22 protein-coding genes are annotated in these 21591 nt (G+C 70.4%); 2 read left to right on the top strand and 20 right to left on the bottom strand.

Features of this window, described 5'->3' with window-relative positions:
• Positions 1-1071 (top strand): hypothetical protein, encoded by a 1071-nt coding sequence (locus tag AB1285_RS16035; RefSeq protein WP_187662683.1) that lies wholly within the window; start codon positions 1-3, stop codon positions 1069-1071.
• Positions 1072-1084: 13 nt separating this feature from the next.
• Here AB1285_RS16035 and AB1285_RS16030 read toward each other — a convergent pair whose 3' ends face one another.
• The 17 genes from AB1285_RS16030 to AB1285_RS15950 all read right to left on the bottom strand — a co-directional run bounded on the left by AB1285_RS16030 (position 1085) and on the right by AB1285_RS15950 (position 17256).
• Positions 1085-3097 (bottom strand): cytochrome c oxidase assembly protein, encoded by a 2013-nt coding sequence (locus AB1285_RS16030; RefSeq protein WP_370428266.1) that lies wholly within the window; start codon positions 3095-3097, stop codon positions 1085-1087.
• Positions 3098-3179: 82 nt separating this feature from the next.
• A complete protein-coding gene (locus tag AB1285_RS16025) occupies positions 3180-3467 on the bottom strand; it encodes an HU family DNA-binding protein (RefSeq protein ID WP_017203554.1) in 288 nt (95 codons plus the stop codon).
• 324 nt (positions 3468-3791) lie between these two features.
• Complete coding sequence (gene rpsN / locus AB1285_RS16020; protein ID WP_017829734.1) at positions 3792-4097, bottom strand: 30S ribosomal protein S14; 306 nt, start codon at positions 4095-4097, stop codon at positions 3792-3794.
• Between the two features lie 3 nt (positions 4098-4100).
• Positions 4101-4271, bottom strand: a complete 171-nt coding sequence (rpmG, locus tag AB1285_RS16015) for a 50S ribosomal protein L33 (RefSeq protein ID WP_017203558.1) — start codon at positions 4269-4271, stop codon at positions 4101-4103.
• A complete protein-coding gene (gene rpmB / locus AB1285_RS16010; protein WP_017203559.1) occupies positions 4271-4507 on the bottom strand; it encodes a 50S ribosomal protein L28 in 237 nt (78 codons plus the stop codon). The genes rpmG and rpmB overlap by 1 nt, the downstream gene beginning before the upstream one ends.
• A gap of 191 nt (positions 4508-4698) precedes the next feature.
• Positions 4699-5421 (bottom strand): DNA-3-methyladenine glycosylase, encoded by a 723-nt coding sequence (locus AB1285_RS16005; protein WP_313366475.1) that lies wholly within the window; start codon positions 5419-5421, stop codon positions 4699-4701.
• Between the two features lies 1 nt (position 5422).
• Complete coding sequence (locus tag AB1285_RS16000) at positions 5423-7255, bottom strand: hypothetical protein (protein ID WP_370428265.1); 1833 nt, start codon at positions 7253-7255, stop codon at positions 5423-5425.
• Positions 7245-8057 carry a TIGR03943 family putative permease subunit gene (locus tag AB1285_RS15995; protein WP_187662685.1) on the bottom strand — a complete coding sequence of 271 codons (813 nt, stop codon included), beginning with the start codon at positions 8055-8057 and terminating at the stop codon, positions 7245-7247. The genes AB1285_RS16000 and AB1285_RS15995 overlap by 11 nt, the downstream gene beginning before the upstream one ends.
• Entirely contained in the window at positions 8050-9090 is a 1041-nt protein-coding gene (locus AB1285_RS15990; RefSeq protein WP_187662686.1) for a permease, read from the bottom strand. Before AB1285_RS15990 ends, AB1285_RS15995 begins: the two co-directional genes overlap by 8 nt.
• A complete protein-coding gene (locus AB1285_RS15985) occupies positions 9087-9503 on the bottom strand; it encodes a Fur family transcriptional regulator (protein WP_187662687.1) in 417 nt (138 codons plus the stop codon). The genes AB1285_RS15990 and AB1285_RS15985 overlap by 4 nt, the downstream gene beginning before the upstream one ends.
• Positions 9504-9624: 121 nt before the next feature.
• Entirely contained in the window at positions 9625-10497 is an 873-nt protein-coding gene (locus tag AB1285_RS15980; RefSeq protein ID WP_370428264.1) for a metal ABC transporter permease, read from the bottom strand.
• Positions 10494-11345, bottom strand: a complete 852-nt coding sequence (locus AB1285_RS15975; RefSeq protein ID WP_370428263.1) for a metal ABC transporter ATP-binding protein — start codon at positions 11343-11345, stop codon at positions 10494-10496. Before AB1285_RS15975 ends, AB1285_RS15980 begins: the two co-directional genes overlap by 4 nt.
• A complete protein-coding gene (locus AB1285_RS15970; RefSeq protein ID WP_370428262.1) occupies positions 11342-12349 on the bottom strand; it encodes a metal ABC transporter substrate-binding protein in 1008 nt (335 codons plus the stop codon). Before AB1285_RS15970 ends, AB1285_RS15975 begins: the two co-directional genes overlap by 4 nt.
• A 64-nt stretch (positions 12350-12413) precedes the next feature.
• Positions 12414-14105, bottom strand: a complete 1692-nt coding sequence (locus tag AB1285_RS15965) for a glycoside hydrolase family 13 protein (RefSeq protein ID WP_268776925.1) — start codon at positions 14103-14105, stop codon at positions 12414-12416.
• Between the two features lie 36 nt (positions 14106-14141).
• The gene (locus AB1285_RS15960; RefSeq protein WP_370428261.1) at positions 14142-15020 is read right to left on the bottom strand and encodes a carbohydrate ABC transporter permease; all 879 of its coding nucleotides are present in this window, start codon (positions 15018-15020) and stop codon (positions 14142-14144) included.
• A complete protein-coding gene (locus AB1285_RS15955; RefSeq protein ID WP_101848001.1) occupies positions 15020-15934 on the bottom strand; it encodes a carbohydrate ABC transporter permease in 915 nt (304 codons plus the stop codon). Before AB1285_RS15955 ends, AB1285_RS15960 begins: the two co-directional genes overlap by 1 nt.
• Positions 15931-17256, bottom strand: a complete 1326-nt coding sequence (locus AB1285_RS15950) for an ABC transporter substrate-binding protein (RefSeq protein WP_370428260.1) — start codon at positions 17254-17256, stop codon at positions 15931-15933. Before AB1285_RS15950 ends, AB1285_RS15955 begins: the two co-directional genes overlap by 4 nt.
• Positions 17257-17352: 96 nt before the next feature.
• On the opposite strand from AB1285_RS15950, the gene AB1285_RS15945 reads away from it, so the two are divergent.
• Entirely contained in the window at positions 17353-18567 is a 1215-nt protein-coding gene (locus AB1285_RS15945; protein WP_187662691.1) for an ROK family protein, read from the top strand.
• A 248-nt stretch (positions 18568-18815) separates the two neighbouring features.
• Here AB1285_RS15945 and AB1285_RS15940 read toward each other — a convergent pair whose 3' ends face one another.
• Genes AB1285_RS15940 through AB1285_RS15930 form a run of 3 tightly spaced genes read right to left on the bottom strand, consistent with a single transcriptional unit; the run spans position 18816 to position 21545 of the window.
• The gene (locus AB1285_RS15940; RefSeq protein WP_429977488.1) at positions 18816-19487 is read right to left on the bottom strand and encodes an ArsR/SmtB family transcription factor; all 672 of its coding nucleotides are present in this window, start codon (positions 19485-19487) and stop codon (positions 18816-18818) included.
• Between the two features lie 17 nt (positions 19488-19504).
• Positions 19505-20128, bottom strand: a complete 624-nt coding sequence (locus tag AB1285_RS15935) for a flavin reductase family protein (protein WP_370428258.1) — start codon at positions 20126-20128, stop codon at positions 19505-19507.
• A gap of 52 nt (positions 20129-20180) precedes the next feature.
• Complete coding sequence (locus tag AB1285_RS15930; RefSeq protein ID WP_370428257.1) at positions 20181-21545, bottom strand: dihydrolipoamide acetyltransferase family protein; 1365 nt, start codon at positions 21543-21545, stop codon at positions 20181-20183.
• Positions 21546-21591: the final 46 nt, after the last annotated feature.

Below are 21591 nucleotides of genomic sequence, written 5' to 3'. Positions count from 1 at the left end.
ATGGAGCGGGCCGGGACGCGCGCGCCCCGGCGGTCGCGCCTGGGCGCCGATCTGGCGATCCTGGGCCTCATCGGCGTCCTCCTGCTGGCCGCGATCGGCGCGGGTGGCGCGACGCTCTACCGGCAGTTCTACGGCCCGTCGGCGTTCGTGGTCCGCTATCTCGACCTGCTGTCCGAGGGGCGAGCCGCCGATGCCCTCCGCGTGCCCGGTGTCGCGATCGACCGGGAGACCCTCGATGACGCCGGGATCGACCCCGCCGCGTCCGAGGCGATGCTGCGCCGCTCCGCCCTCGGTCCGCTCAGCGACGTCGAGGTCGAATCCGAGGAGCCCTCCGGCGACGGCACCGCGGTGACCGTCAGCTACCGCGCCGGCGGCCACTCCGGCACCACCACGTTCCACGTCGCGCAGGACGGCTGGGCCGGCGTCACACCGAACTGGCGGTTCACGACCAGCCCCCTCGCCGTCGTCGAGCTCACGGTGCGCGGAGCCGACCGGTTCTCCGTGAACGGGTTCGAGGTCGACCGCCGCCAGGTCTCCGCCGCCGGGCCCGCGGCGTTGCCCCTGGAGCCTCTCCCGCTGCTCGTCTTCACCCCCGGGCTCTACTCCGTGACGGTCGACACCGCGATCGCGGAGTCCACCGGGCACGGCGTGCTCGCCGACGAGCCGCTCGCCGTGACCCCTCTCGACGTGCAGACCGAGCCGACGGAGGAGTTCGTCGACGTGGTCCAGGAGCGGGTCGAGGAGTTCCTCACCGCGTGCACCACGCAGGAGGTGCTGCAGCCCACCGCCTGTCCGTTCGGCCTGCGCGTCGAGAACAGGATCGCCGCGCCGCCGAAGTGGTCCATCGCCCAGCAGCCCGAGATCATGGTCGCGCCGTCCGACGACGGTCACTGGCAGATCCCGGCGACCGACGCCGTGGCGCACGTCGAGGTCGAGATCCAGTCGCTCTTCGACGGCTCCGTGGAGCCGGTCTCCGAAGACGTGCCCTTCCGGGTCAACGGCTCCATCGCCATCCTCCCGGACGGCTCGGCATCGATCCGCGTCGGCTCCCCGGACGATCCCGTGAAGTGAGACCGGTGCCCGGTCAGCGGCGCTGGCGCTCCGCCGCGCGCTGATCCCGGGCCGCGAGGTCGGCGAGCCGCGCGTTGTACTCCTCCAGCTCGGCATCGCCGGTGCGATCGGCATGCCGGTCGCGACGACGCTGGAGCTTGGTGTCGCTCCGGCTCCACTGGATGGCAACGGTGATCGCGAGGATGAGCGTCGGGATCTCCCCGATCGACCACGCGATGCCCCCGCCCACGTACTGGTCGATCATCGGGTCGGCGCCCCAGTCGCGCCCCATCGCACCGAACCAGTCGGCGACCATGAGCCCCTCCTGCATCATGATCGCCATGCCGAAGAACGCGTGCATGGCCATCACGGCGATGAGGGTGATGAGCCGGCCGGGGTACGGCAGGCGATACGGCACCGGGTCGGCGCCGATCAGACTCATCACGAAGAGGTACCCCGAGATCAGGAAGTGGGCGACCATCCACTCGTGCCCGAGGTGCTCGAACATCGACCAGCGCACCAGGTCGGTGAAGTAGAACGCCCAGAGGGAGAGGATGAAGATCGCCGCCGCCACGATCGGGTGCGTCACGACCCTCGCGAACGGCGAGTGGACGGCCCACATGATCCATTCGCGGCCGCCGCGGGTGCCCTCGTCGCGCTTGTGGATGGCGCGCAGCGCGAGGGTGATCGGCGCCCCGGAGACGAGGAGCAGCGGGATCGCCATCGAGAGCATCATGTGCCCCAGCATGTGCACGCTGAAGAGGTACTCCTGGTACGCGTTGATGGGTCCGCCGGTCACCCATACGAGCAGGAGCAGGCCGAGCACCCAGAAGACGGTGCGGTGGATCGGCCAGCGATCGCCGCGCACCCGGAGTCGGCGCACCCCTGCGAGGTAGAAGAAGAGTCCGAAGCCCGCCGCGACGAGCCACAGCACGTCGATGTCCCAGGCCGTGAACCAGCGCTCCAGAGTGAGCTCCGGCGGCAGCAGCGAGCCGGTGAGGATCTGCGCGGGGGTCTGCGCGAACGCGGCGACCTCTCCGGTCGGCGGGGGCGTGCGAGCGAGCGCGGCCGCCGCGCCGGAGGCGAGGCCCATGAGCGCCACCTCGCCGAGGACCAGAGCCCAGAACCACCGGGAGGCGCGGGCGCCGCTCAGCTTCGGGATCAGCCGCGTGCGGTACCAGGCGCCGAGCAGTCCCATGCCGACGAGCAGGACGGCCTTGACGACGACGATGAGTCCGTAGGGGGTCGTCCACACGGCCTCCCAGCTCCCGACGGCCACGATCGACCGCGTGAAGCCGGAGAAGGCGACGACCGCGAAGGCCGCGATCGCCAGGGACGAGTAGCGGCCGACGAGCCGGGGGAGGTCGAGCCCGTGCTGCCCGCGCAACAGCACGAGAAGGAGCAGCCCGCCGAGCCACGCCGCCGCGCCGATGGTGTGCAGGAGGATCGAGTTGACGGCCATGTTGTGTCCGTCGAGGTCCCCCGCGTGCCCCTGGGTCGCCAGCGGCAGGAAAGACACCGCGGCCAGCAGGGCGGTGAGCAGCGTGGGTGTCCAGGTGCGCCAGGCGAACGCGAGCACCGTGATGACGGCGCCCAGGATCGTCGTGATCAGCCACGACTGCCCCAGCGGGAGCTCGAGCAGGAAGCGCCCGAGCTGCGAACCGAACTCGCGCTCGATGCTGAGCTGCGGGTTGAAGGCGGCCATGAACGAGAAGAACCCGGCGAGCCCGGCGGAGACGGTGAAGACGGCGGCGCCGATGGACGCGATGTTCAGGGCCGTGTCGAAGGTGCGCTCCCCCGCCCGCAGTCCGAAGAGCGCCAGCACGAGGGAGCCGAGCATGACGGCGCCGGCGATGTTCATCACGAGCTTCGCCAGCGGAGTGCCCCACAGCACCACCGGCCCTGGGTCCTGCAGCAGCGGCGGGTTCGCCCCTCCCCCGACCAGGAGCGCCCAGACCAGAGCGGCTCCGGCTGCGACGAGGAGGATCACGATGCCGGCGAGACGGTACGCCGACGTCGGGCGCGGCGTCTCGGTGCGGGAACTCACCCCTCCAGCCTAGGCGCGCGCAGCAGGGAGAACGCACGAAGGCCGCCCCCGGAGCGGGGGCGGCCTTCGAACGGGTGCGGTCTTACTTGACGGCAGCCTTGAGCTTGGAGCCGGCGGTCACCTTGACGCGCTTGCCGGCCGGGATCTTGATCTCGGCGCCGGTCTGCGGGTTGCGGCCCGTGCGGGCGGCCGTGTCGACCTGCTCGAACGAGATCCAGCCCGGGATGGAGACCTTGCTGCCCTTGGCGACGGCGTCGGAGACCGTGGCGAACAGCGAGTCGAGGACACCGGAGACGGTGGCCTGGCTCTGGCCGGTGGCGGAAGCGATGCTCGCGACGAGCTCGGTCTTGGTGATGGACTTGTCAGCCATGTCATCCTCCAGCGACGAAGGACCGTCGCATCGTGTGTGGGTGCGAGGAGCGGGTGCTCCCCGTTGGTCGTGTGACCGCCTCGAATGTACCAACGGCCACCCGGATTTCCGCGTCATTTCGCGGGTTTCGACCGATTTCCCGGCGTGTCGCGTCACATTGGCCACTCGCGTCACACGTTTTCGGGCGCCCGCTCGCGGGTTCAGGCCGCCGCGCGGCATCAGGCACTCCCTGACATATGCGCCTGATCCGGCGTGATCGCCTGCGTTCCCGGGCATGCAAAAGGGGCGAGGATCCGAAGATCCCCGCCCCTTCTCGCTGGGTGCTTACCAGCTCGACTTGGTCACGCCGGGCAGCTCGCCACGGTGCGCCATGTCACGGAAGCGGACACGCGAGATGCCGAACTTCGTGAGGACACCCCGGGGGCGGCCGTCGATGACGTCGCGCGAACGCACGCGAGCCGGCGACGCGTTGCGCGGCAGCTTCTGCAGGCCGACGCGGGCGGCCTCGCGGGCCTCGTCGGTGGCGTTCGGGTCGACCAGGGTCTTCTTCAGCTCGGCACGACGCTCGGCGTAGCGCTCGACGATGACCTTGCGCTGCTCGTTGCGCGCGATCTTGCTCTTCTTAGCCATGGATCAACGCTCCTCTCGGAATTCGACGTGCTGACGGATGACCGGGTCGTACTTCTTGAGCACGAGGCGGTCGGGGGTGTTGCGGCGGTTCTTCTTGGTCACGTACGTGTAACCCGTACCCGCCGTCGAACGCAGCTTGATGATCGGACGGACGTCCTGAGCCTTCTTGGCCATTAGAGCTTCACACCCTTCGCCTGGAGGTCCTTGACGACGTTCTCGATGCCGCGCACGTCGATCACCTTGATGCCCTTGGCGGACACGTTGAGCGTGATCTTACGACCGAGCGAGGGCACGAAATAGGTCTTCTTCTGCACGTTCGGGTCGAAGCGACGCTTCGTCCGGCGGTGCGAGTGCGAGACGTTGTGACCGAAGCCGGGAACAGCTCCGGTCACCTGGCACACTGCTGCCATGATGATGACTCCTTCATTACCGTGAGACCGGACGGCCTCACCCAAGATCCCTTGTCTGCACGCCGCCCCGCATGCCGATCTCTCGGCGGAAGAAGGGGGAGCACACGAACTGCGCACAGGAGCGTGCGCAGACGAAGAGTCAGTCTAGCACGGCTCCGAGCAGCCGCTCGAATCGCCTGAATGGCCCCATCTCAGCCCGAAACGCCGCCATTCGCGCGACTCGAAGCGTCGGCGGCGCCCCGGCCCCACCGGAACGCGGACACCGTGGGGTCGCCGGGGATCCAGAAGCGCCAAGGGAACGCGTCCGTGCCGGCGATGCCCGCCACCCCCACCCGCGGGCCCTGGGCCACGTCGACCACGGGAGGGCCGAGCCACAACTCCGCCCTGGCGCCGTTCCGCTCCTCGCCGGTGATGGCGTCGATGCCGTCGTGCAGGGAGTGCCGCAGTCCCGCGGCCTGTCCGAGCCGTCCGGGCCCACGCGCGAGGTCCCGCCGAGCGGTGCGGCCGAGCGGGAGGACCGCACGCCGTCGCCGGGCCGCCTCCTCCACCCCGGTCACGATCTCCCCCGCGCGCAGCAGCACCCCGTCACCCTGCCCCTCGGGACCGCAGGCCACGTTGACGCAGGAGTGGATGCCGTGACTCAGGTACACGTAGAGATGGCCCGGCTCGCCCCACATCGTGGCGTTCCGGGCGGTGCGGCCCATGCGGGCGTGGGACCCCGGGTCCGCCAGCGCTCCGGTGCCCTGCCCGTGATAGGCCTCCACCTCGGTGATCCGCACGCGCACCTCCACCGGGCGACCGTCCTCGACGACCACGGTCCGCAGCTCCGCGCCGAGGAGGGTCGGCGCGACCTCCACGGCGGAGCGCATCACGTCTTCGCGGGTCGCGCGCCGCAGCGCCAGGGGCCCCGTCATGTCAGAACCGCGGCGCCGTCTGGCACCAGGACGCGTCGAAACCGGTCAGCGCGACGATCTCGTCCCCGGTCTTCATGTCGATGAGGTGGGTCTCGAGCTTCTCCGGCAGCGGCAGCAGCATCCCGTCGTAGGCGTTGTCCGCCATGTCCGGCGCGATCACCACGGCGGCGTACTGCCCGCTCGGCGACGCGCAGGCCTGGAGGATCGAGTCGGCCGAACTCACCTCGACCAGCGGCGTGGCCGCGCCGGAGTCGTCGACGCGGATGACGGCCTGTCCCACCGGGAGGCCGCCCTCGTCCCTGGCGACGACGTGGCGCAGCGTTCCGCCGGGGAACGGCGTGATGGAGGTCGCGGTGCCGTAGTCCGGCTCGGACGCGGCGAGCGGCTCCTCCGATCCGTCTGCCAGGTCGAGCTCCACCACCGATCCGTCCAGTCGCTCGACGATCGCGGTGTAGGTGCCGCGGGAGATGCCCTGGATCGTCGTGGCGAGACCGAGGGACTGCACGCCGGTGTCGGCCGACTGGTCCACGAGGGAGAGCGCTCCGTCGAAGTCGATGAACAGGACGGCGGCACTGTCCGGCACGAACTGCCACACGAAGACGCTCACCTGCTTGTCTCCGACCTCGGTGATGCGGGGCTCGTCGTCGCCGCTCAGCGACTGGGTGACGAGCACGCTCGCGCGCCCCTCGGTGTCGCTGAGCTCGCGATCGGAGTAGCTGTAGCCGACGAGGTTGCCCCGTTCGGACACCTGGATCGCGCCCACGTAGCCTTCTCCGGGGAGGGGGAGCTCGCGCTGGTCGGAGCCGTCCCTGTCCATCACGAGCAGCCGCGACTGGTCGTCATCCTCGACCGCGGCCACGAGCTGCGTGGACGTGGCCCGGAAGTCGTCGATCCGCGGGTGGGAGAACACCGGCTGCGCGTTCTCGCCGCTCAGGTCGGTGCGGAAGATGATGTCGTCGCCGTCGGGGTCGCGGCGCAGGAGGAAGATCGACGACGCCGGGGTCTCGAAGGATGTCGTCAGATCGGCGGCCGGTCCTCCTCCCGCACCCGTCACGTCGGAGACGGTCACCGTGTAGGTCGTGTCGTCGTCGAGGGGCACCGTGAAGCGCACGCCGACGCCCCGACCGGCGGCATCGACCGTGAACGGCACGGACGGCTCGACCGTGACCTGCTCGGGGTCGATGGCGGAGAGCGGCTGATTCGCCGTGAGGATGACGCGGCTCCCTGAGGATTCGATGGCCTGGGCGGCGTCGACCTGCACATCGGTCACCCGGGGACCCTGGAGCAGGCTGACGATTCCGAGTCCGGTGCCGACGAGCACGAGCACTCCGACCACGGCACCGATCGTGACGAGGAAGCGGCGGCGGGACCACGGCGCGGGCGGAGGCGCATCGTCGTCGGCGGGGAGGTCGGTGGTCGGCGTCCAGCCCGGATCCGATGCATCTCCCGGTTCCCTGCTCGCCGCGGGGGTGGACGCCGGCCCCGCGGGGGTGAACACCGGCTCGGGCGCCTGCGGGATCGCGGGGACGCCGGCGGCCGCATCGGGAGCAGCGCGCTCCGCCGCCTCACGCTCCGCCGCCTCGCGCTCTGCCGCCTCACGCTCCGCCGCAGCTTCGCGATCGACGGCGGCCTGCTCGGCGGCGACCTCGGCGGCCATCCGCTCCACGGCCGCACGTTCCGCCGCGACCTGCTCCGCTTCAGCCTGCTCGGTGGCCGCGCGCTCTGCGGCCGTCTGCTCCTCGGCGGCGCGCTCCTCCGCTTCCCTGGCAGCGCGCAGCTCAGCGCGGGTCCGCGGGACGGCGGGCGGCTCCGGCCGCTCGTCGTCAGTACTCATACGGGTCCTTCGGCTCGTCGATCGCCACGACATCGGTCGGCTCGATGTGCAGGGAGCCGTTCTCATCCGCACGGACGGTCCCGGTGATCTCGACCCATTGTCCGGTCTTGTACGCGTCCGCGTCGACGCTCACCGGCAGCGCCGCCGTCTGGGCGTCGATGACGCAGTGGGTGATCACGAGCCGGGTGAGGTTGACGCCGTCGCCGTCGCCCGGCGTGACGAAGCCCTGCAACGTGACGTCGGCCCCGTCGTAGGCCGTGGTGTTCGTCGCGGCGGCGAAGACGCTCGCCCAGTCGCCCACGCCGAACGTCGACGTGTCCGCGACCCCGAGGGCGACCGTGTCGGCGCCGGCGAACAGTGCGGTCTCCTCCCCGGCGCGCGACATCGCGAGCTCGACCGAGAGCGAGGCGGGAGGCAGGACGAGTGCGGAGACGACGACCCCCGTCGCCACCACACCGCCGGCCAGAGCACCGACCCCGGCGAGGGTCCGGCGCGACGGGACGGAGGGGCGCTCGCTCTCCTCAGCGGAGGAGTGCTCCGACTCCGCAGATCGGGCGGAGGAGGGACCGTGGTCGTGCCCGTGATCCTCCTCCGCGCCCAGGGGCAGCGTGCACGACCAGACGGCTCCGGCGAGAGTGACCACGGCGGCAGCCGATGCGAACCACACCGACTCCGGGCTGATGTAGAGGCTGAGGCGGTCGGTCACCGCGAGGCCGAGGGTGACGACGGCGACGACGGAGGCCAGACCGATCCCCAGCCACCGGGTCGCGAGGGCGCGCGTGCGGACGGAGAGCTCAGGCAAGGACGTTCACCCCGATCCCGATCGCGAAGGCCGACGCCAGCACGACAGCGGTGATCCCGACGAGCGTCCGGGTGGTGAAGGTCGTGCGCATCAGCGCCAGCATCTTGATGTCGACGAGCGGCCCGACCAGGAGGAACGCCACGAGGGCCCCCGAGGAGAAGGTCGACGCGAACGACAGCGCGAAGAAGGCGTCGACATTGGAGCAGATCGCCACGACGATCGCGAGCAGCATCATCGCGACGATGGACAGCACGGGGTTGGCGCCGATCGTGAGCAGGACGTCGCGCGGGATGAGGACCTGCACGGCCCCCGCCAGCGCGGAGCCGATCACCAGCGCCGGCATCACGGCCCGCAGCTCGACGAGGAACTGCGTGAGGCTGCGGCGCACGGGAGTTCCCGGCTCGTGGGTCACGCGCTCGCACGTGTCGACGAAGCGCTGGGTGAGCAGCGACTCCGGCGAGGGGTGGCGGCTGTAGATCCAGCCGATGAGGTTCGCGATGAGGTAGCCACCGACGAGGCGGGCGACGAGGATGCCGCCGTCCCATCCGAACGCGGCGTGCGTCGTGAGGATCACGATCGGGTTCACGATCGGCGCCGCGATGAGGAAGGTCAGCGCTTCCGCGGGGGCGAGTCCGCGCATCATGAGTCCGCGGGCGAACGGGACGTTCCCGCACTCGCAGACCGGGATGAGCATGCCGAGCAGGGAGAGCACGGCGCGGCGGGCCCAGGCGCGGCGCGGGAGCCAGCGGTGGATGACGTCCGCCGGGAGCCAGACCTGCACCACGATCGACAGCAGCACGCCGAGCACCACGAACGGCAGCGCCTCGATCAGCACGCTGAGAGCGAGTGTCAGACCGTCCTGCGCGCGGGTGGGCAGCGAGGCGGGGAAGAGGGTGGGGAGGAAGGCGTCGATGAGGAACAGCGCCGCGACGATCACGACGCCGATGCCGACGGCGATCCACGTCGAGCGCGGCGAGGGCGCTCGACGGTGCGTGTGGCCCGGACGGGTGGCCGTTCGTGCCGGGGCGGTCACGCTGTCGCAGTCCTCTCGGCGTCGCGCTTGTTCGCGCAGGGGGTGCACAGTCCGAAGATGTCGACCACGTGCGCGGCCTCGGTGAAGCCGTGCAGGGCGGCCGTGCGGTGCGCCCACTGCTCCACGTCCTTCGCCTCGATCTCGACCGTGAGGCCGCAGGACCGGCAGATGAGGTGGTGGTGGTGGCCCTGGGTGGTGCACGCCCGGTAGAGCGCCTCCCCCTCGGGGCTCTGCAGCGAGTCGGCATCTCCGGCCGCCGCGAGTCCGGCGAGGGCGCGGTAGACAGTGGCCAGGCCGATCCCCGTGTTGTCGTCGCGGAGCGTCGCGTGCAGGCTCTGTGCGCTCACGAAACCGCGCGCGTCGGCGAGCGCTTCGCGCACGCGTTCGCGCTGCCAGGTGTTCCGCTGAGCCATGCCATCGATTCTAGGCCGCCGGGATCGGCGAGGGCTGGGAGCGCCCCCACCGCGGATTCGAGTCGCCCGATTGGCGGCATCTGCGACCGAAATGGAGCGAAGTGCGCGACTCGAAAAGGGGTCAGACGCGGGTGACCCGGGAACGGACGCGCTGCACGATCCAGCACACGACGTAGATCGTGAAGGACAGGGTCGTGATGTAGGGGCTGACGGGCAGGGTGCCGGCGAGCGCGAGGAGGATGCCGCCGACGGCCGAGACGAACCCGAACAGCGCCGCCAGCACCGGCACCGCGACCGGGCCCGCCGTGATCCGCATGGCTGCGGCAGCGGGCGTCACCAGGAGCGCCATCACCAGCAGCGCGCCGATGATGTGCACGCTCACCGCGACGATGAGCCCCAGAAGCACCATGAACAGCAGGCTCACGGTGCGGGTGGGCACCCCGCGGGCTGCCGCCGACTCCGGATCGAGTGAGTCGAAGCGCAGCGGATTCCACATCACGAGCAGGCCGAGCAGCACCACGAGGCTGATGCCGACGAGCCAGCCGAGGTCGGGACTCGAGACCGACACGATCTGCCCCGTGAGGAGGCTGAACCGGTTGGCGCTGCGGCCGTCGTACAGCGACAGGAACAGGATGCCGAGACCGAGGCCGAACGGCATGAGCACGCCGACGATCGAGTTGCGGTCCCTGGCCTTGGCGCCGAGGACCCCGATGAGGATCGCCGCCACGAGGGCTCCGCCGAGTGAGCCGAGCACGACGCTGCCGCCGAACAGCAGCGCCGCCGCCGCTCCCGCGAAGGAGAGCTCGCTCACCCCGTGCACCGCGAACGCGAGATCGCGCTGCATGACGAACACCCCGATGAGACCGCCGACGAGCCCGAGCACGGCGCCCGCGATGATCGAGTTCGCGAGCAGGGCGACGAGCTCGCCATAGTCCTGGAAGGAGAAGATGTCGTCCCAGCCGACCATGGGGACGAGAGCGGACGCGACGGTCATGCGGCGCCCCCGTGCTCGTGGTCATGGTCGTGGTGCGGCTCCGCATCGGGGACGCCGACCACGACGAGCCGGTCACCGGCGCGGAGCACGAACACCGGGGTGCCGTAGAGATCCGTCAGCACCCGGGTCTGCAGCACCTCCTCCGGGGTCCCGAGGAGGAACCGGCCGCCGGCGATGTAGAGGATGCGGTCGACGCGGTTCAGGATCGGGTTGACGTCGTGCGTGACGAAGAGCACGGCGGCTCCGCGCTCCCGACGCTGCCGATCGATGATGTCGGTGACGGCGACCTGGTTGGCGAGGTCGAGGTTCGACAGCGGCTCGTCGCAGAGGAGCAGCGCGGGTTCGTCGGCCAGCGCCTGCCCGACGCGGAGGCGCTGCTGCTCTCCGCCGGAGAGGAGGCCCACCCGGCGGTCCGCGTACGAGGTCGCCCCGACAGCGGCCAGCAGGGCGTCGACCTTCGCCCGGTCGCCACGGTGCGGGACCGGGAAGCCGAAGCGGCTGCCCTGCACGCCGAGGGCGACGAGATCACGGGCCCGCATGCTCGTGTCGGGAGCGAGCGAGCGCTGCTGAGGGATATAGCCGATGCGGGCGTTCCCGCGGTGCACGGGCTCGCCGGCCACGCGGATGCTCCCGCGCGAGAGGGGCTGGAGTCCCAGGATGCTGCGGAGGAGCGTCGTCTTCCCGGATCCCGATGGGCCGAGCACGGCGATGAACTCCCCGGGCTGCACCGAGAGGTCGAGTCCCGACCAGAGCTCGCGGTCGCCCCGCTGCAGGGCGCCGTCGGCGATCTCGAGGACCGGGCCGGTCTCCCTCGCGGGTCGCTGAGCCTGTGAACGGGCTCCGCTCACGACTGGACGGCGGCGGCGAGGCTCTGGATCGCGTCACTCATCCACTCAGAGTACGACGATCCGTCCTCGAGCAGCTCCGTGAACGCGACCACGGGCACCCCGGCGTCCTCCGCGGCCTTCTCCACGCGCTCCGTCTCCGCGCCGCCGGTCTGAGCGTTGGTGAGCACGGCGGTCACATCGCCGGACCCGACGACCTGCAGCGCCTCGAGCAGCATGGCGGGCGCGACATCACTGCCCTCCTCCACCGACTCCGCGAAGCCCTCGGGGGTGACGTCGGTGAGCCCGGCGGCCGTGGCCAGGTATCCGGGCAACGGCTCGGTCATGAACACCGTCGCACCGCTGGCATCCGCCTTGATCGCCTCGAGGTCGCCCTCGAAGCCCTCCAGCTCCGCGACGAGCTCGTCCGCGTTCGTGCGGAACGTGTCGGCGCCGTCGGGGTCGATCTCGGTGAGCTCGTCGGCGATCGCCTCGACGACGTGGATCATCGTGTGCGGGTCGAACCAGACGTGCTCGTTGAAGCCTTCGATGTGGTCGTGGCCGGCGTGCTCGTCCTCGCCCTCGGCGTGCTCGTGATCGTGCGGCTCGTCCGTCGCCGCCTCGTCGTGATCGTGGTCCTCGCCCTCGTCGTGACCCTCGTTGCCCGGGTAGTCGTGCGAGAACTCCACCGCGGTGACGACGTGCGGGTCCTGCGCATCCTGCAGGAGGCTGTCGATGAACGCGTCGTAGCCGCCGCCGTTCTCCACCACGAGATCGGCCTTCTGCAGCGTGAGACGGTCGCGGGCACTCGCCTCGTAGGAGTGCGGGTCCTGGGTGACCGAGTCGATGATCGAGGTGACGTCGACGCGGTCCCCGCCGACCTGCGCGGCGATGTCGCCGTAGACGTTGGTGCTCGCGACGACCGTCACCGCGCTGTCATCCTCCGCCGCGCCCGGGGTGGTCGAGCATCCGGCCAGCGTGAGGGCGGCGACGGAGGCGAGCGTGAGGGCGAGGACGGGCTTCTTCATGATTCCCACTCTAAACGCTAATGAGAACCATTATCAAACCGGTGTCCTCGCCCCGACTCTGCAGTCAGTCCGCGAGCGCCCCCGGGGCGATCCACGCCGTGGCCTCGCCCGGCAGCACGGAGCCGTCGAGGGGCACGGTCGACAGCACGGCATCGTCGGCCGCGGCGCCCAGATCGAACGGCGCGGTGCCGAAGTTCGTCACGACCTCCCACCCGTTCGGGCGGCGGAACCGCAGCACGTCCTCCCGACCCGTGTCGACCCACTCGAGCGTCTCCCCGGTCTGCAGCAGTCGCCGGAGACGCAGCGCCTCGCGGTACAGGTTGAGGGTCGAGCCGGGATCGGCGTCCTCCACCTCGACCGCGTACTCCGCAAACCAGGCAGGCTGCGGCAGGTGCGCGCCGGCCGCGCCGAAGCCGTATGAGCTGCCGGACGCCGTCCACGGCAGCGGCACGCGGCAGCCGTCGCGCCCGAGGCCGTCGAAGTCCGCGCCGCGGAAGAACCCGGGGTCCTGGCGCTGGTCGGGGGTGATGTCCGCGACCTCGTGCAGGCCGAGCTCCTCGCCCTGATAGAGGTAGGCGCTGCCGGGCAGGCCGAGCAGCAGCAGCGTCGCGGCGTGCGCCTTACGCAGACCGCCTTCCCGATCGAGTCCCTCCTCCGGGCCGCCCGCGCGCACCCACTCGGTTCCCTGCTTGACCGCACGTCCGCGCAGCGGCGGCAGGCCGTAGCGGGTGGCGTGCCGGGTCACGTCGTGGTTCGAGAGCACCCAGGTCGTCGAGGATCCGGCGGCCTGCGCCTGGGCGAGGTTGTCGGCGATGATGCGCTGGAAGTCCGCCGCGTCGAAGTCGGCGACGAGCAGGTCGAAGTTGAACGCCTGTCCGAGCCCCTCTGCGGAGGCGTACTTCGCTCGGCGCTCCGGGGTCTCCACCCATGCCTCCGCGACCGCGGTGCGCGGCGGGTCGTACTCGTTGAAGACCGCGCGCCACTGGGCGTAGATCTCGTGCACGTCGTCGCGGTCGATCATCGGGTGCGTGCCGGAGGTGCGGTCCATCGCGTCGAGCTCGGCACGCGACGGCAGCGGCTCGGTGAGGTCCTTCGTCAGCATGTGGGCCACATCGATGCGGAACCCGTCCACGCCGCGGTCCGACCAGAAGCGGAGCGTCGTGAGGAAGTCCTCGCGCACCTCGGGGTGGTCCCAGTTGAGGTCGGGCTGCTCGACGGCGAAGTTGTGCAGGTACCACTGGCCGTCCGCGACGCGCTCCCAGGCGCTGCCGCCGAAGACCGAGACCCAGTCGGTGGGCGGTTCCGCGCCGTCGGGACCGGTGCCCTCGCGGAAGATGTAGCGCTCCCGGGCGGCCGAGCCGCGGCCGGCAGCCAGCGCCTCCTGGAACCAGGCGTGCTGGTCGGAGGTGTGGTTGGGGACGATGTCGACGACCACGCGGATGCCCCGCGCGTGCAGCGCCTCGACCATGGCGTCGAAGTCGTCGAGGGTACCGAGGCGGGGGTCGACGTCCCGGTAGTCCGCCACGTCGTACCCGCCGTCGGCGAGCTCCGACGGGTAGAACGGGCTCAGCCACACCGCGTCGATGCCGAGCTCGGCGAGGTAGTCGGCGCGCGACACGATGCCGGGGATGTCGCCGAGGCCGTCGCCGTCGGCGTCCGCGAAGCTCCGCGGATAGATCTGGTACACGGCGGCCTGACGCCACCAGGTCGCGGTCTTGTCGTCTTCGCGGGTCGCGGTGAGCAGCGAATCGGTCATGAGGAAGAGGTTCTCCTTGTTTCTTGCGGGGTCGGGTCAGCCCTTGACGGCACCCTGCGTGACGCCCTCCATCACCCAGCGCTGAGTGAAGAGATAGGCGACGATCGCGGGCGCCATGGCCATCAGGTACGAGGCGAAGGCGACGTTGTAGTTGTTGCTGAACTGGTTCTGGAAGAGGTTCTGCCGCACCGGGAGCGTCTGCAGCGCCGGGTCGGAGATGATCAGCGACGGCATCATGAAGTCGTTCCAGGCGTAGAGGAAGGCGAAGATGCCGACCGTGGCGCTCATCGGCGCGAGCAGCGGGAAGATGAGCCGCCAGAACGTCTGCCAGGTCGTGGCGCCGTCGATCCGCGCGCTCTCCTCCAGCTCGATCGGGATCGAGCGCAGGAAGGCCGTGAACAGCAGCACGCTGAAGCTGAGCTGGAACATCGTGGCGAGGATGATCACGCCGAACGGGTTGTCGAGGCCGACGCGTCCGGTGAGCTGGATCTGCGGAAGTGCCACGACGGGGAACGGGATGAACATCGCCGCCAGCAGGTAGAAGAAGGAGTACCGGAACAGCCGGCGGTCCCAGTTGCGCACGATCGCGAACGACGCGAAGGCCGCGAGGACGATCGTCGCGATGACCGTCCCTGCCGTGACGAGCAGCGAGATCGCGGCGCCGACCGGGAACTTCGTCAGCGTCCACGCTTGCACGAAGCCGTCGATGCTGAACGGCGCCGGCAGCGAGAACGCGTTGCCGTCGACCGCCTGCCCGGTGGTCTTGAACGCCATCGAGATCGTCACGTACAGCGGGATGAGGATCGTCGCCGTGCACAGGATCAGGATGATGGTGCCCGACCAGTTGACGCGCTCCATCTTCTGCCGCTTCCGGCGTCCGTCCGCGGGGATGGTGGTGAGGGTCTCCGTCGACATCAGAACGTGTTCCTTCCGCGGGTCAGCGAGAGCTGGAGGACGGAGATGAGCACGGCCACGATGAAAAAGATCGTGGCGTTGGCCATCTGGTAGGCGTAGTCGCCGCCGTTGAAGCCCGCGATGATCGTCATCGCGACGCTGCGGGTGGCGGTGCCGGGACCGCCGTTGGTGAGGCCGACGATGATGTCGTAGGCGTTGAGGAAGCCCTTGAAGCCGAGGATCACGTTGATGACGACGTATCCGGCGACGAGGGGGATCGTGATGCGGGTCAGCTGCTGCGTGCGGCTGGCGCCGTCGATGCTCGCCGCCTCGTACACCTCGCCCGGCACCGACAGGAGTCCGGCGATGTAGATGAGGAGCGTGCCGGGGACCGCCTGCCAGGCGGTGACGATCACGATCGCGACCCAGGCGAGGTCGGGGTTGGCGAGCAGGCTCGTCTCCAGCCACGGGATGCCGGTGGCCGCGCCCGCCGCGGGGATCGAGTTCGAGAACAGGAAGTTGAAGACGTAGGCGATGATGATGCCCGAGATCACCATCGGGATCACGAAGATCGTCCGCAGCCCCGTCTTGAACCGGATGCGGGAGGTGAGCCCGACCGCCAGCAGGAACGCGATGACGTTGACGACGATCACTGTCGCGATCGAGAACCCGAAGGTGAAGAGATAGCTCTGCAGGATCGCCGGGTCGCTGAACAGCGCGATGTAGTTCGTCAGCCCGTTGAAGCTCCATTCGCCGATGCCGATCGAGTCGGTGAAGCTGAAGAAGATGCCGATGACGCCGGGAACGGTGATCGCGAGCGTGAAGATCACCAGGGTCGGCAGCAGGAACAGGTAGTAGATCGGCTCGACGCGGCGCGTGTGGCGGCGGATCTTCCGCTGCTCGCCGGTGACGATGGCGGTCGTGCTGGTGCTCATGGCGCGGACTCCTCTGTCTCGCCCGATGCGGAATCCTCGGAACTCGGGATCGGGGCGCGGAAGGCGATGCGGGCCCAGTCCGCGTCCATGGTGCGGAGGATGGAGGAGGGGTCGGCGCCGAGCACCATGGCCTGCGCGTAGTTGTTCATCGGCAGGGTCTTCGGGACGAGGACCGAGGGGCCCTGGTAGATCCGCCCCTCGTCGTAGTACTCGATCATGCCCTCGATACGCGGGTCGTCCGGCGGTGCCGCGTCCGTCGTCGGGGTGAACCCGAGCTGCGAGGCGTTGTACTCCTCGATGTTCTCCGGGAGGTAGAGGTACTCCAGGAAGTCGCGCGCGGCCTCCTGGTGCTGCGACTCCTCGGGGATCATGACCGCGAGGTCCATGTTCACCCGGACGGCGAGGTCGGCCGGATCGTCGGTCATGGGCAGCGGGAAGGTGCCGAGGTCGAGGTCGGGGTCGGTCTTGGCGATCTCGCTGAACGCCCACGGCCCCTGGAGGTACATCGCGGCCTCCCCCTTCGCGAAGGCGAGGTTGCCGTCTCCGTACGCCCGGCTCGCCGCATCCTCGTTCGTGTACTCGTTCGCGAGCACCATCATCCTGTCCATCGGCTCCAAGAAGTCCTTCTCGAAGGAGACCTCCGAGTCCGGGCCCACCTCTGTGCCCTCCGCGGCGAGCGCGTCGAAGAAAGCCAGCACGTCCAGCGAGCCACCGGCCGCGTAGTCGTACCAGCCCTGCGCGACGGTCCAGTCGTCCTTGAACGTGGCGTAGAACGGGTCGATCCCGGCCTCGCGGAGGCTGTCGCTGACGGCGAGGAGCTCGTCCCAGGTCTGCGGCACCTCGAGGCCCTGCTCCGCGAAGATCTGCGTGTTGTAGATGACCGAGGCGGCCATGACCGAGTACGGCAGGGCGCTGGTGCGCCCCTCGCAGGAGCCGTACTGGTCCATCAACGGCTGCAGGTCCTCACGGATGCCGGCGGCGGCCTCCGTGTCGGAGAGGTCGGTGAGCGCGCACCGCTGCACGAACCGGGCGACCTCGTAGTTGTAGTTGGCGAGCATGATGTCGGGCGGGTTCCCGCGGACGAAGCTCGCCGAGACGACGTCGACGCCGGACGTGTCGATCTCCACCCGGACGTCGTCCTGCGACGCGTTGTACTCCGCGACGAGCTCCGTCATGAACGGGATGGCCTCGCGCTTGCTGAACGTGAAGCGGATCGTCTCCGCTCCCCCGCCGGCGGCACAGCTCGTGAGCGCCGCGCCGGTCAGCACGAGGCCGAGCGCTCCGGCGGTCCAGCGCACCGCCCGTGATCGTGTGGCAGACACCGTCGTCCTTTCGTAGATCCGCGGAATAAATCTAGTGAGCGAATTTAGTCCGTCTAGAGGTACTGTCTCATCTGGGCGACAGGAAGGTCAAGGGGAGTGACAGAGGTCTCGACGGGACTCGGCACCGGCCGCGCGAGCGTGAGCGCGGTGCTCGACTTCGCCTGGACGGCCGGCGAGTTCACCGCCACCGAGGCCATGGCCGGCACCTCGCTCACGCGCTCGACCACCATCGACGCGATCGACACCCTCGTCACCGCGGAGGTGCTGCGCGAGCTGCCCAACGCGCGCGCCATCGGCGATTACCGCTCCGGGCGCCCCGCGCGCCGCTTCGCCCTCGCGGCAGACCTCGGCGTGGTGATGGGCATCGACGCCGGCGACACCCATCTCGCCGTCACCGTCGCGGATCTGCTCGATCGCACGCTCGTGCACCATCGCGTGGAGGTCGACCCCGCGCAGAGCGTCGAGGACCGCCGGGCGACGATCCTGCAGCACCTCACCGCCGCGCGCGACGAGGCCGGGGTGCCCGCGGAGCGCGTGCTCGCGGTGTGCGCCGGCGTCGCCGCCCCCGTCAACCGCGACGGCATCTCGCCCCCGCACCCCGACGGCTTCTGGGAGCGCACGAACCCCGGGCTCGCGGAGGCCCTGCGCGACTGGGCCCCGGTGGTCGAGGTGAAGAACGACGCCCAGCTCGCCGCGATCGCCGAGGGGACGCTCGGGGTGGCCGTCGACTGCCGCGACTACGTGGCCCTGCTCGCGAGTGAGCGCTTCGGCGGCGGCGTCGTCGTCGACGGGCACGTGCTGCATGGCGCCCACGGCGGCGTCGGCGAGGGCGTGGTGTTCGATCACATCATCGGTGTCGGCTCGGCGGTGGGCCTCCGTCACGCCGTGGAGGAACAGGCTCGGAGCGCCGTCGAAGACGGGGGCGCTGCCGCAGACGGAATCCTCGGGCGGCTCGTGGCGGACGGGCCGGTCGATCCGCGGCTGGTGCTGACCCTCGCCGCCTCCGGAGACGCCGACGCCCTCCGCGTCGCCGAGCGCGTGGGGGCCACCCTCGCCCGTGTCGTCGGGGTGCTCGGCAGCATGTACGACCCCGCGCGCGTGATCATCTGCGGGGCCGTGGCGGAGAGCATCGAGCCTGTGCTGGCCGCCGCCCGCCGGATCCTCCCGGACGAGCTGCACCTGCCCGCACCCGAGATCCTCGCCTCCACACTCGGCGCGGAGGTCGTGTCGGCCGGCGCGATCGCGACCGCCCGGAGGGCGGCCAGGGAGCGTGCCGTCCCCCGCCTCGCGGAACAGCGTCTCACCGCCTGACCCCCCTCTTGCGTCAGCCGCCCCCTCCCCTCGCGACCCGCCCTCTCTCGCGAGAACAGGCAAGCGCGCGAGTTCAGGCTCTCTCGCCCCTGGCAGCCTGTTCCCGCGCGAACGCCTGTCCCGCCAGCCTGTCGCGAGAACAGGCCCCCGCGCGAACTCAGGCGAACGCGGGAGTTCAGGCTCTCCCCCACTCCAGAGCCTGTTCCCGCGCGAGCGCCTGTGTCGTGGGACGCGGATGCCGATCGCGGTCAGGACAGTGTCGGCGGAATACCGAAGAGAGTGTGGAAGGCGGCCGTGCCGGCGGGAGAGACCGTCACGGCACGCGAGGTCTGCTGAGGGTGGATCCAGCCTCGGTCGCGCGCGGTGCGGAGGAGGACGGCGCCGAGGTGACCCGAGAGATGCGAGCGCCGTTCCGTCCAGTCGAGGCAGCTCCGCACAAGCGGACGACGAGACGACGGCACCAACGCGTCCGGCCCCGCGATGCTCTCGAACAGGTCGCGCCCCGTCGCGGTCACCGTCAGGTCCGGCGTGAGGTGCCCCCGATCGACGAGGGCGTCGAAGAGGGCGACCCCCAGGCGACCGGCGAGGTGGTCGTAGCAGGTGCGGGCCAGGGCCATGCCGTCTCGCGCCGTCGCCGAACGGAGGCTCGAGACCGGGGCCGCCTTCCCGGCGTACGCCGTCGCGGCCTCGATGATGTGCGCGGCATCGGGGGACGCGAGCGTGACGTAGGAGTGCCGCCCCTGTCGGCGGAGCGCGACGAGCCGGACGTCGAGGAGCGTCGTCAGATGCTCCGACGCCGTCGACCTCGACACCCCAGCGGCACGCGCGAGCTCGCCGGCCGTCCATGCCCGGCCGTCGAGGAGCGCCAGACACATCTGCACCCGGGTCGGGCTGCTGAGCGCGTGTCCCAGCTGGGACACGGACGAGGGATCGACGATCACGCCACGACGGGGTCGTCGAGGAGCGGCGCGCGGAAGTTGGAGCCGACCCGAGGCCCCTGGGCGAAGTAATGGCGGAAGGCGTAGGACAGAGGGTCCCACTTGTCCGTGTCGATGCGGTCGGGTCCGTACGCCTTCAAGATGTCCTCGTGCACGTGGACCTGCAGGACCTCGGCTTCGACCGCCAGCGCGTCGCCGCCGTCGATCGGGATGATCTGGGCCACGCGCGCTTCGATCTGCACCGGGCATTCCGCGATCCGGAACGGGATCACCGCCTCCGAGGGCACAGGGGTGAAGCCCCCGAGACTCCATTTGTCCGGCTCATGCCGGTACGCGGGAACCTTCTCGGCGGGAACCGGCGAGCGACCGGTGGTCGGCGCGATCGCCTCCACGGCGTGCACGAGGTCGGCGGAGGGGAGGTTGATGACGAGGTCCCTGACCCGTCCGATGTTCGCGGCCGCCTGCCCCTCGGCACCGAGCCCGAGCATGTACCGCGTCCCCAGCGCCCATGCGGACGAGATCGGGCTGATGTTCGACGACCCGTCGGCGTTGACCGTGGTGATCAGCGCGACGGGAGTCCCGAAGTACAACACCGGCAGGTCGACGCTCCGCGTGGTTCTCATCCGTCCATTCTCGCCACCCGATCGTTCGGGCCGCGCCGAAGTGTGGACTCCCTCAGTCCACCAGGAGCGCGGGCTCCTCGAGGATGGAGGCGACGTCGGCGATGAAGCGGCTCATGCCGTCGCCGTCGATCACGCGGTGGTCGAACGAGCCGGCGACCGTGGTCACCCAGCGCGGGCGCACCTCGCCGTCGACGACCCAGGGCTTCTGGCTGATCGTGCCCATGGCGACGATGCCGGCCTCGCCCGGGTTGATGATCGGAGTGCCCGCGTCCATCCCGAACACGCCGATGTTCGTGATGGTGATCGTGCCGTTCTGCTGGTCGGCCGGCGGGGTCTTGCCCTCGCGTGCTGTGAGCGTGAGCCGGTTCAGGGCGCGGGCGAGATCCTTCAGGCTGAGGTCCTGCGCGTCCTTGATGTTCGGCACGAGCAGACCGCGGGGCGTGGCGGCGGCGATGCCGAGGTTCACGTAGTGGCGCACGGCGATCTCGGCACCGGCCTCGGTGTCGATCCAGGCCGCGTTGACCATCGGCGTCCGGCGCACCGCCCAGATCACCGCGCGGGCCATGATGAGCAGCGGTGAGACCTTGATGTCGGCGTAGTCCGGCGAGGCCTTGAGGCGCTTGACGAGTTCCATCGTGCGGGTGGCGTCGATCTCCTTCCACACCGTCACGTGCGGGGCGGAGTACGCGCTCTGCACCATCGCCGACGACGTCGCCTTGCGCACGCCCTTCACCGGGATGGACTCGGTGCGGTCGTCGCCGGCCGCCGACGGGCGCACCGGTGCGAGGCCGCGAGCCAGGCCGGACGGCGCCTGCGGGGCCGGGACGGTCTCCTCGCGCACGCTCCCCCACTCCGGGGTCTCGATGTTGCGGAAGACGCTGGCCTGCGAGGCGTGCTTCATGACGTCGTCGCGGGTGACCTCGCCGTCGGCACCCGTGGGCGTCACGCTCGTGAGGTCGACGCCGAGGTCGCGGGCGAGCTTGCGGATCGGCGGCTTCGCGATCACGCCGACCGACGACCGCACGGGGCGCTCGGCCGGGCGCTTGCGCCGCGAGGTCGCGCCGCTTCCGGAGCCGTAGCCGACGAGCACCGACCCGCCGCCCTCCTCGGGCGCGGGCGCCTCCGCCGTCGCGACGGTGCCGGGCGCCACCGAACCGTTTCCCGAGCCCGCCGCAGGGTCGGTCACGAAGGTGATGATCGGGGTGCCGACCTCGACCGTCGCCCCCTCGTCGACGAGCAGCTCGCCGACCACGCCCGCGTGCGGGGAGGGCAGCTCGACCAGGGACTTCGCGGTCTCGATCTCGCAGATGACGTCATTGATGGCGACCCGGTCACCCGGCGCCACCTTCCACGCGACGATTTCGGCCTCGGTCAGCCCTTCGCCGACGTCCGGAAGGGGGAAGTTCTGCGTGCTCATGCGGAGTCCTTTCGTGGGCCGCGTTCATAACTCAGGAGACTCGAAC

This window comes from Microbacterium sp. NRRL B-14842, from assembly GCF_050470785.1.
The sequence above is the reverse complement of the archived record's forward strand: the minus strand, read 5'-3'. Positions and strand labels throughout refer to the sequence as shown.

Excerpts from the sequence above, each read along its gene's own strand:
- rpsN (WP_017829734.1), bottom strand. The coding sequence starts at position 4,097 with ATGGCTAAGAAGAGCAAGATCGCGCGCAACGAGCAGCGCAAGGTCATC.
- AB1285_RS15930 (WP_370428257.1), bottom strand. The coding sequence starts at position 21,545 with ATGAGCACGCAGAACTTCCCCCTTCCGGACGTCGGCGAAGGGCTGACC.
- AB1285_RS16000 (WP_370428265.1), bottom strand. The coding sequence starts at position 7,255 with ATGAGTACTGACGACGAGCGGCCGGAGCCGCCCGCCGTCCCGCGGACC.
- AB1285_RS15965 (WP_268776925.1), bottom strand. The coding sequence starts at position 14,105 with ATGACCGATTCGCTGCTCACCGCGACCCGCGAAGACGACAAGACCGCG.
- AB1285_RS15935 (WP_370428258.1), bottom strand. The coding sequence starts at position 20,128 with ATGAGAACCACGCGGAGCGTCGACCTGCCGGTGTTGTACTTCGGGACT.
- AB1285_RS15960 (WP_370428261.1), bottom strand. The coding sequence starts at position 15,020 with ATGTCGACGGAGACCCTCACCACCATCCCCGCGGACGGACGCCGGAAG.
- AB1285_RS16005 (WP_313366475.1), bottom strand. The coding sequence starts at position 5,421 with ATGACGGGGCCCCTGGCGCTGCGGCGCGCGACCCGCGAAGACGTGATG.
- AB1285_RS15980 (WP_370428264.1), bottom strand. The coding sequence starts at position 10,497 with ATGACCGTCGCGTCCGCTCTCGTCCCCATGGTCGGCTGGGACGACATC.
- rpmB (WP_017203559.1), bottom strand. The coding sequence starts at position 4,507 with ATGGCAGCAGTGTGCCAGGTGACCGGAGCTGTTCCCGGCTTCGGTCAC.
- AB1285_RS15955 (WP_101848001.1), bottom strand. The coding sequence starts at position 15,934 with ATGAGCACCAGCACGACCGCCATCGTCACCGGCGAGCAGCGGAAGATC.
- AB1285_RS15970 (WP_370428262.1), bottom strand. The coding sequence starts at position 12,349 with ATGAAGAAGCCCGTCCTCGCCCTCACGCTCGCCTCCGTCGCCGCCCTC.
- AB1285_RS16035 (WP_187662683.1), top strand. The coding sequence starts at position 1 with ATGGAGCGGGCCGGGACGCGCGCGCCCCGGCGGTCGCGCCTGGGCGCC.
- AB1285_RS15985 (WP_187662687.1), bottom strand. The coding sequence starts at position 9,503 with ATGGCTCAGCGGAACACCTGGCAGCGCGAACGCGTGCGCGAAGCGCTC.
- AB1285_RS16025 (WP_017203554.1), bottom strand. The coding sequence starts at position 3,467 with ATGGCTGACAAGTCCATCACCAAGACCGAGCTCGTCGCGAGCATCGCT.
- rpmG (WP_017203558.1), bottom strand. The coding sequence starts at position 4,271 with ATGGCCAAGAAGGCTCAGGACGTCCGTCCGATCATCAAGCTGCGTTCG.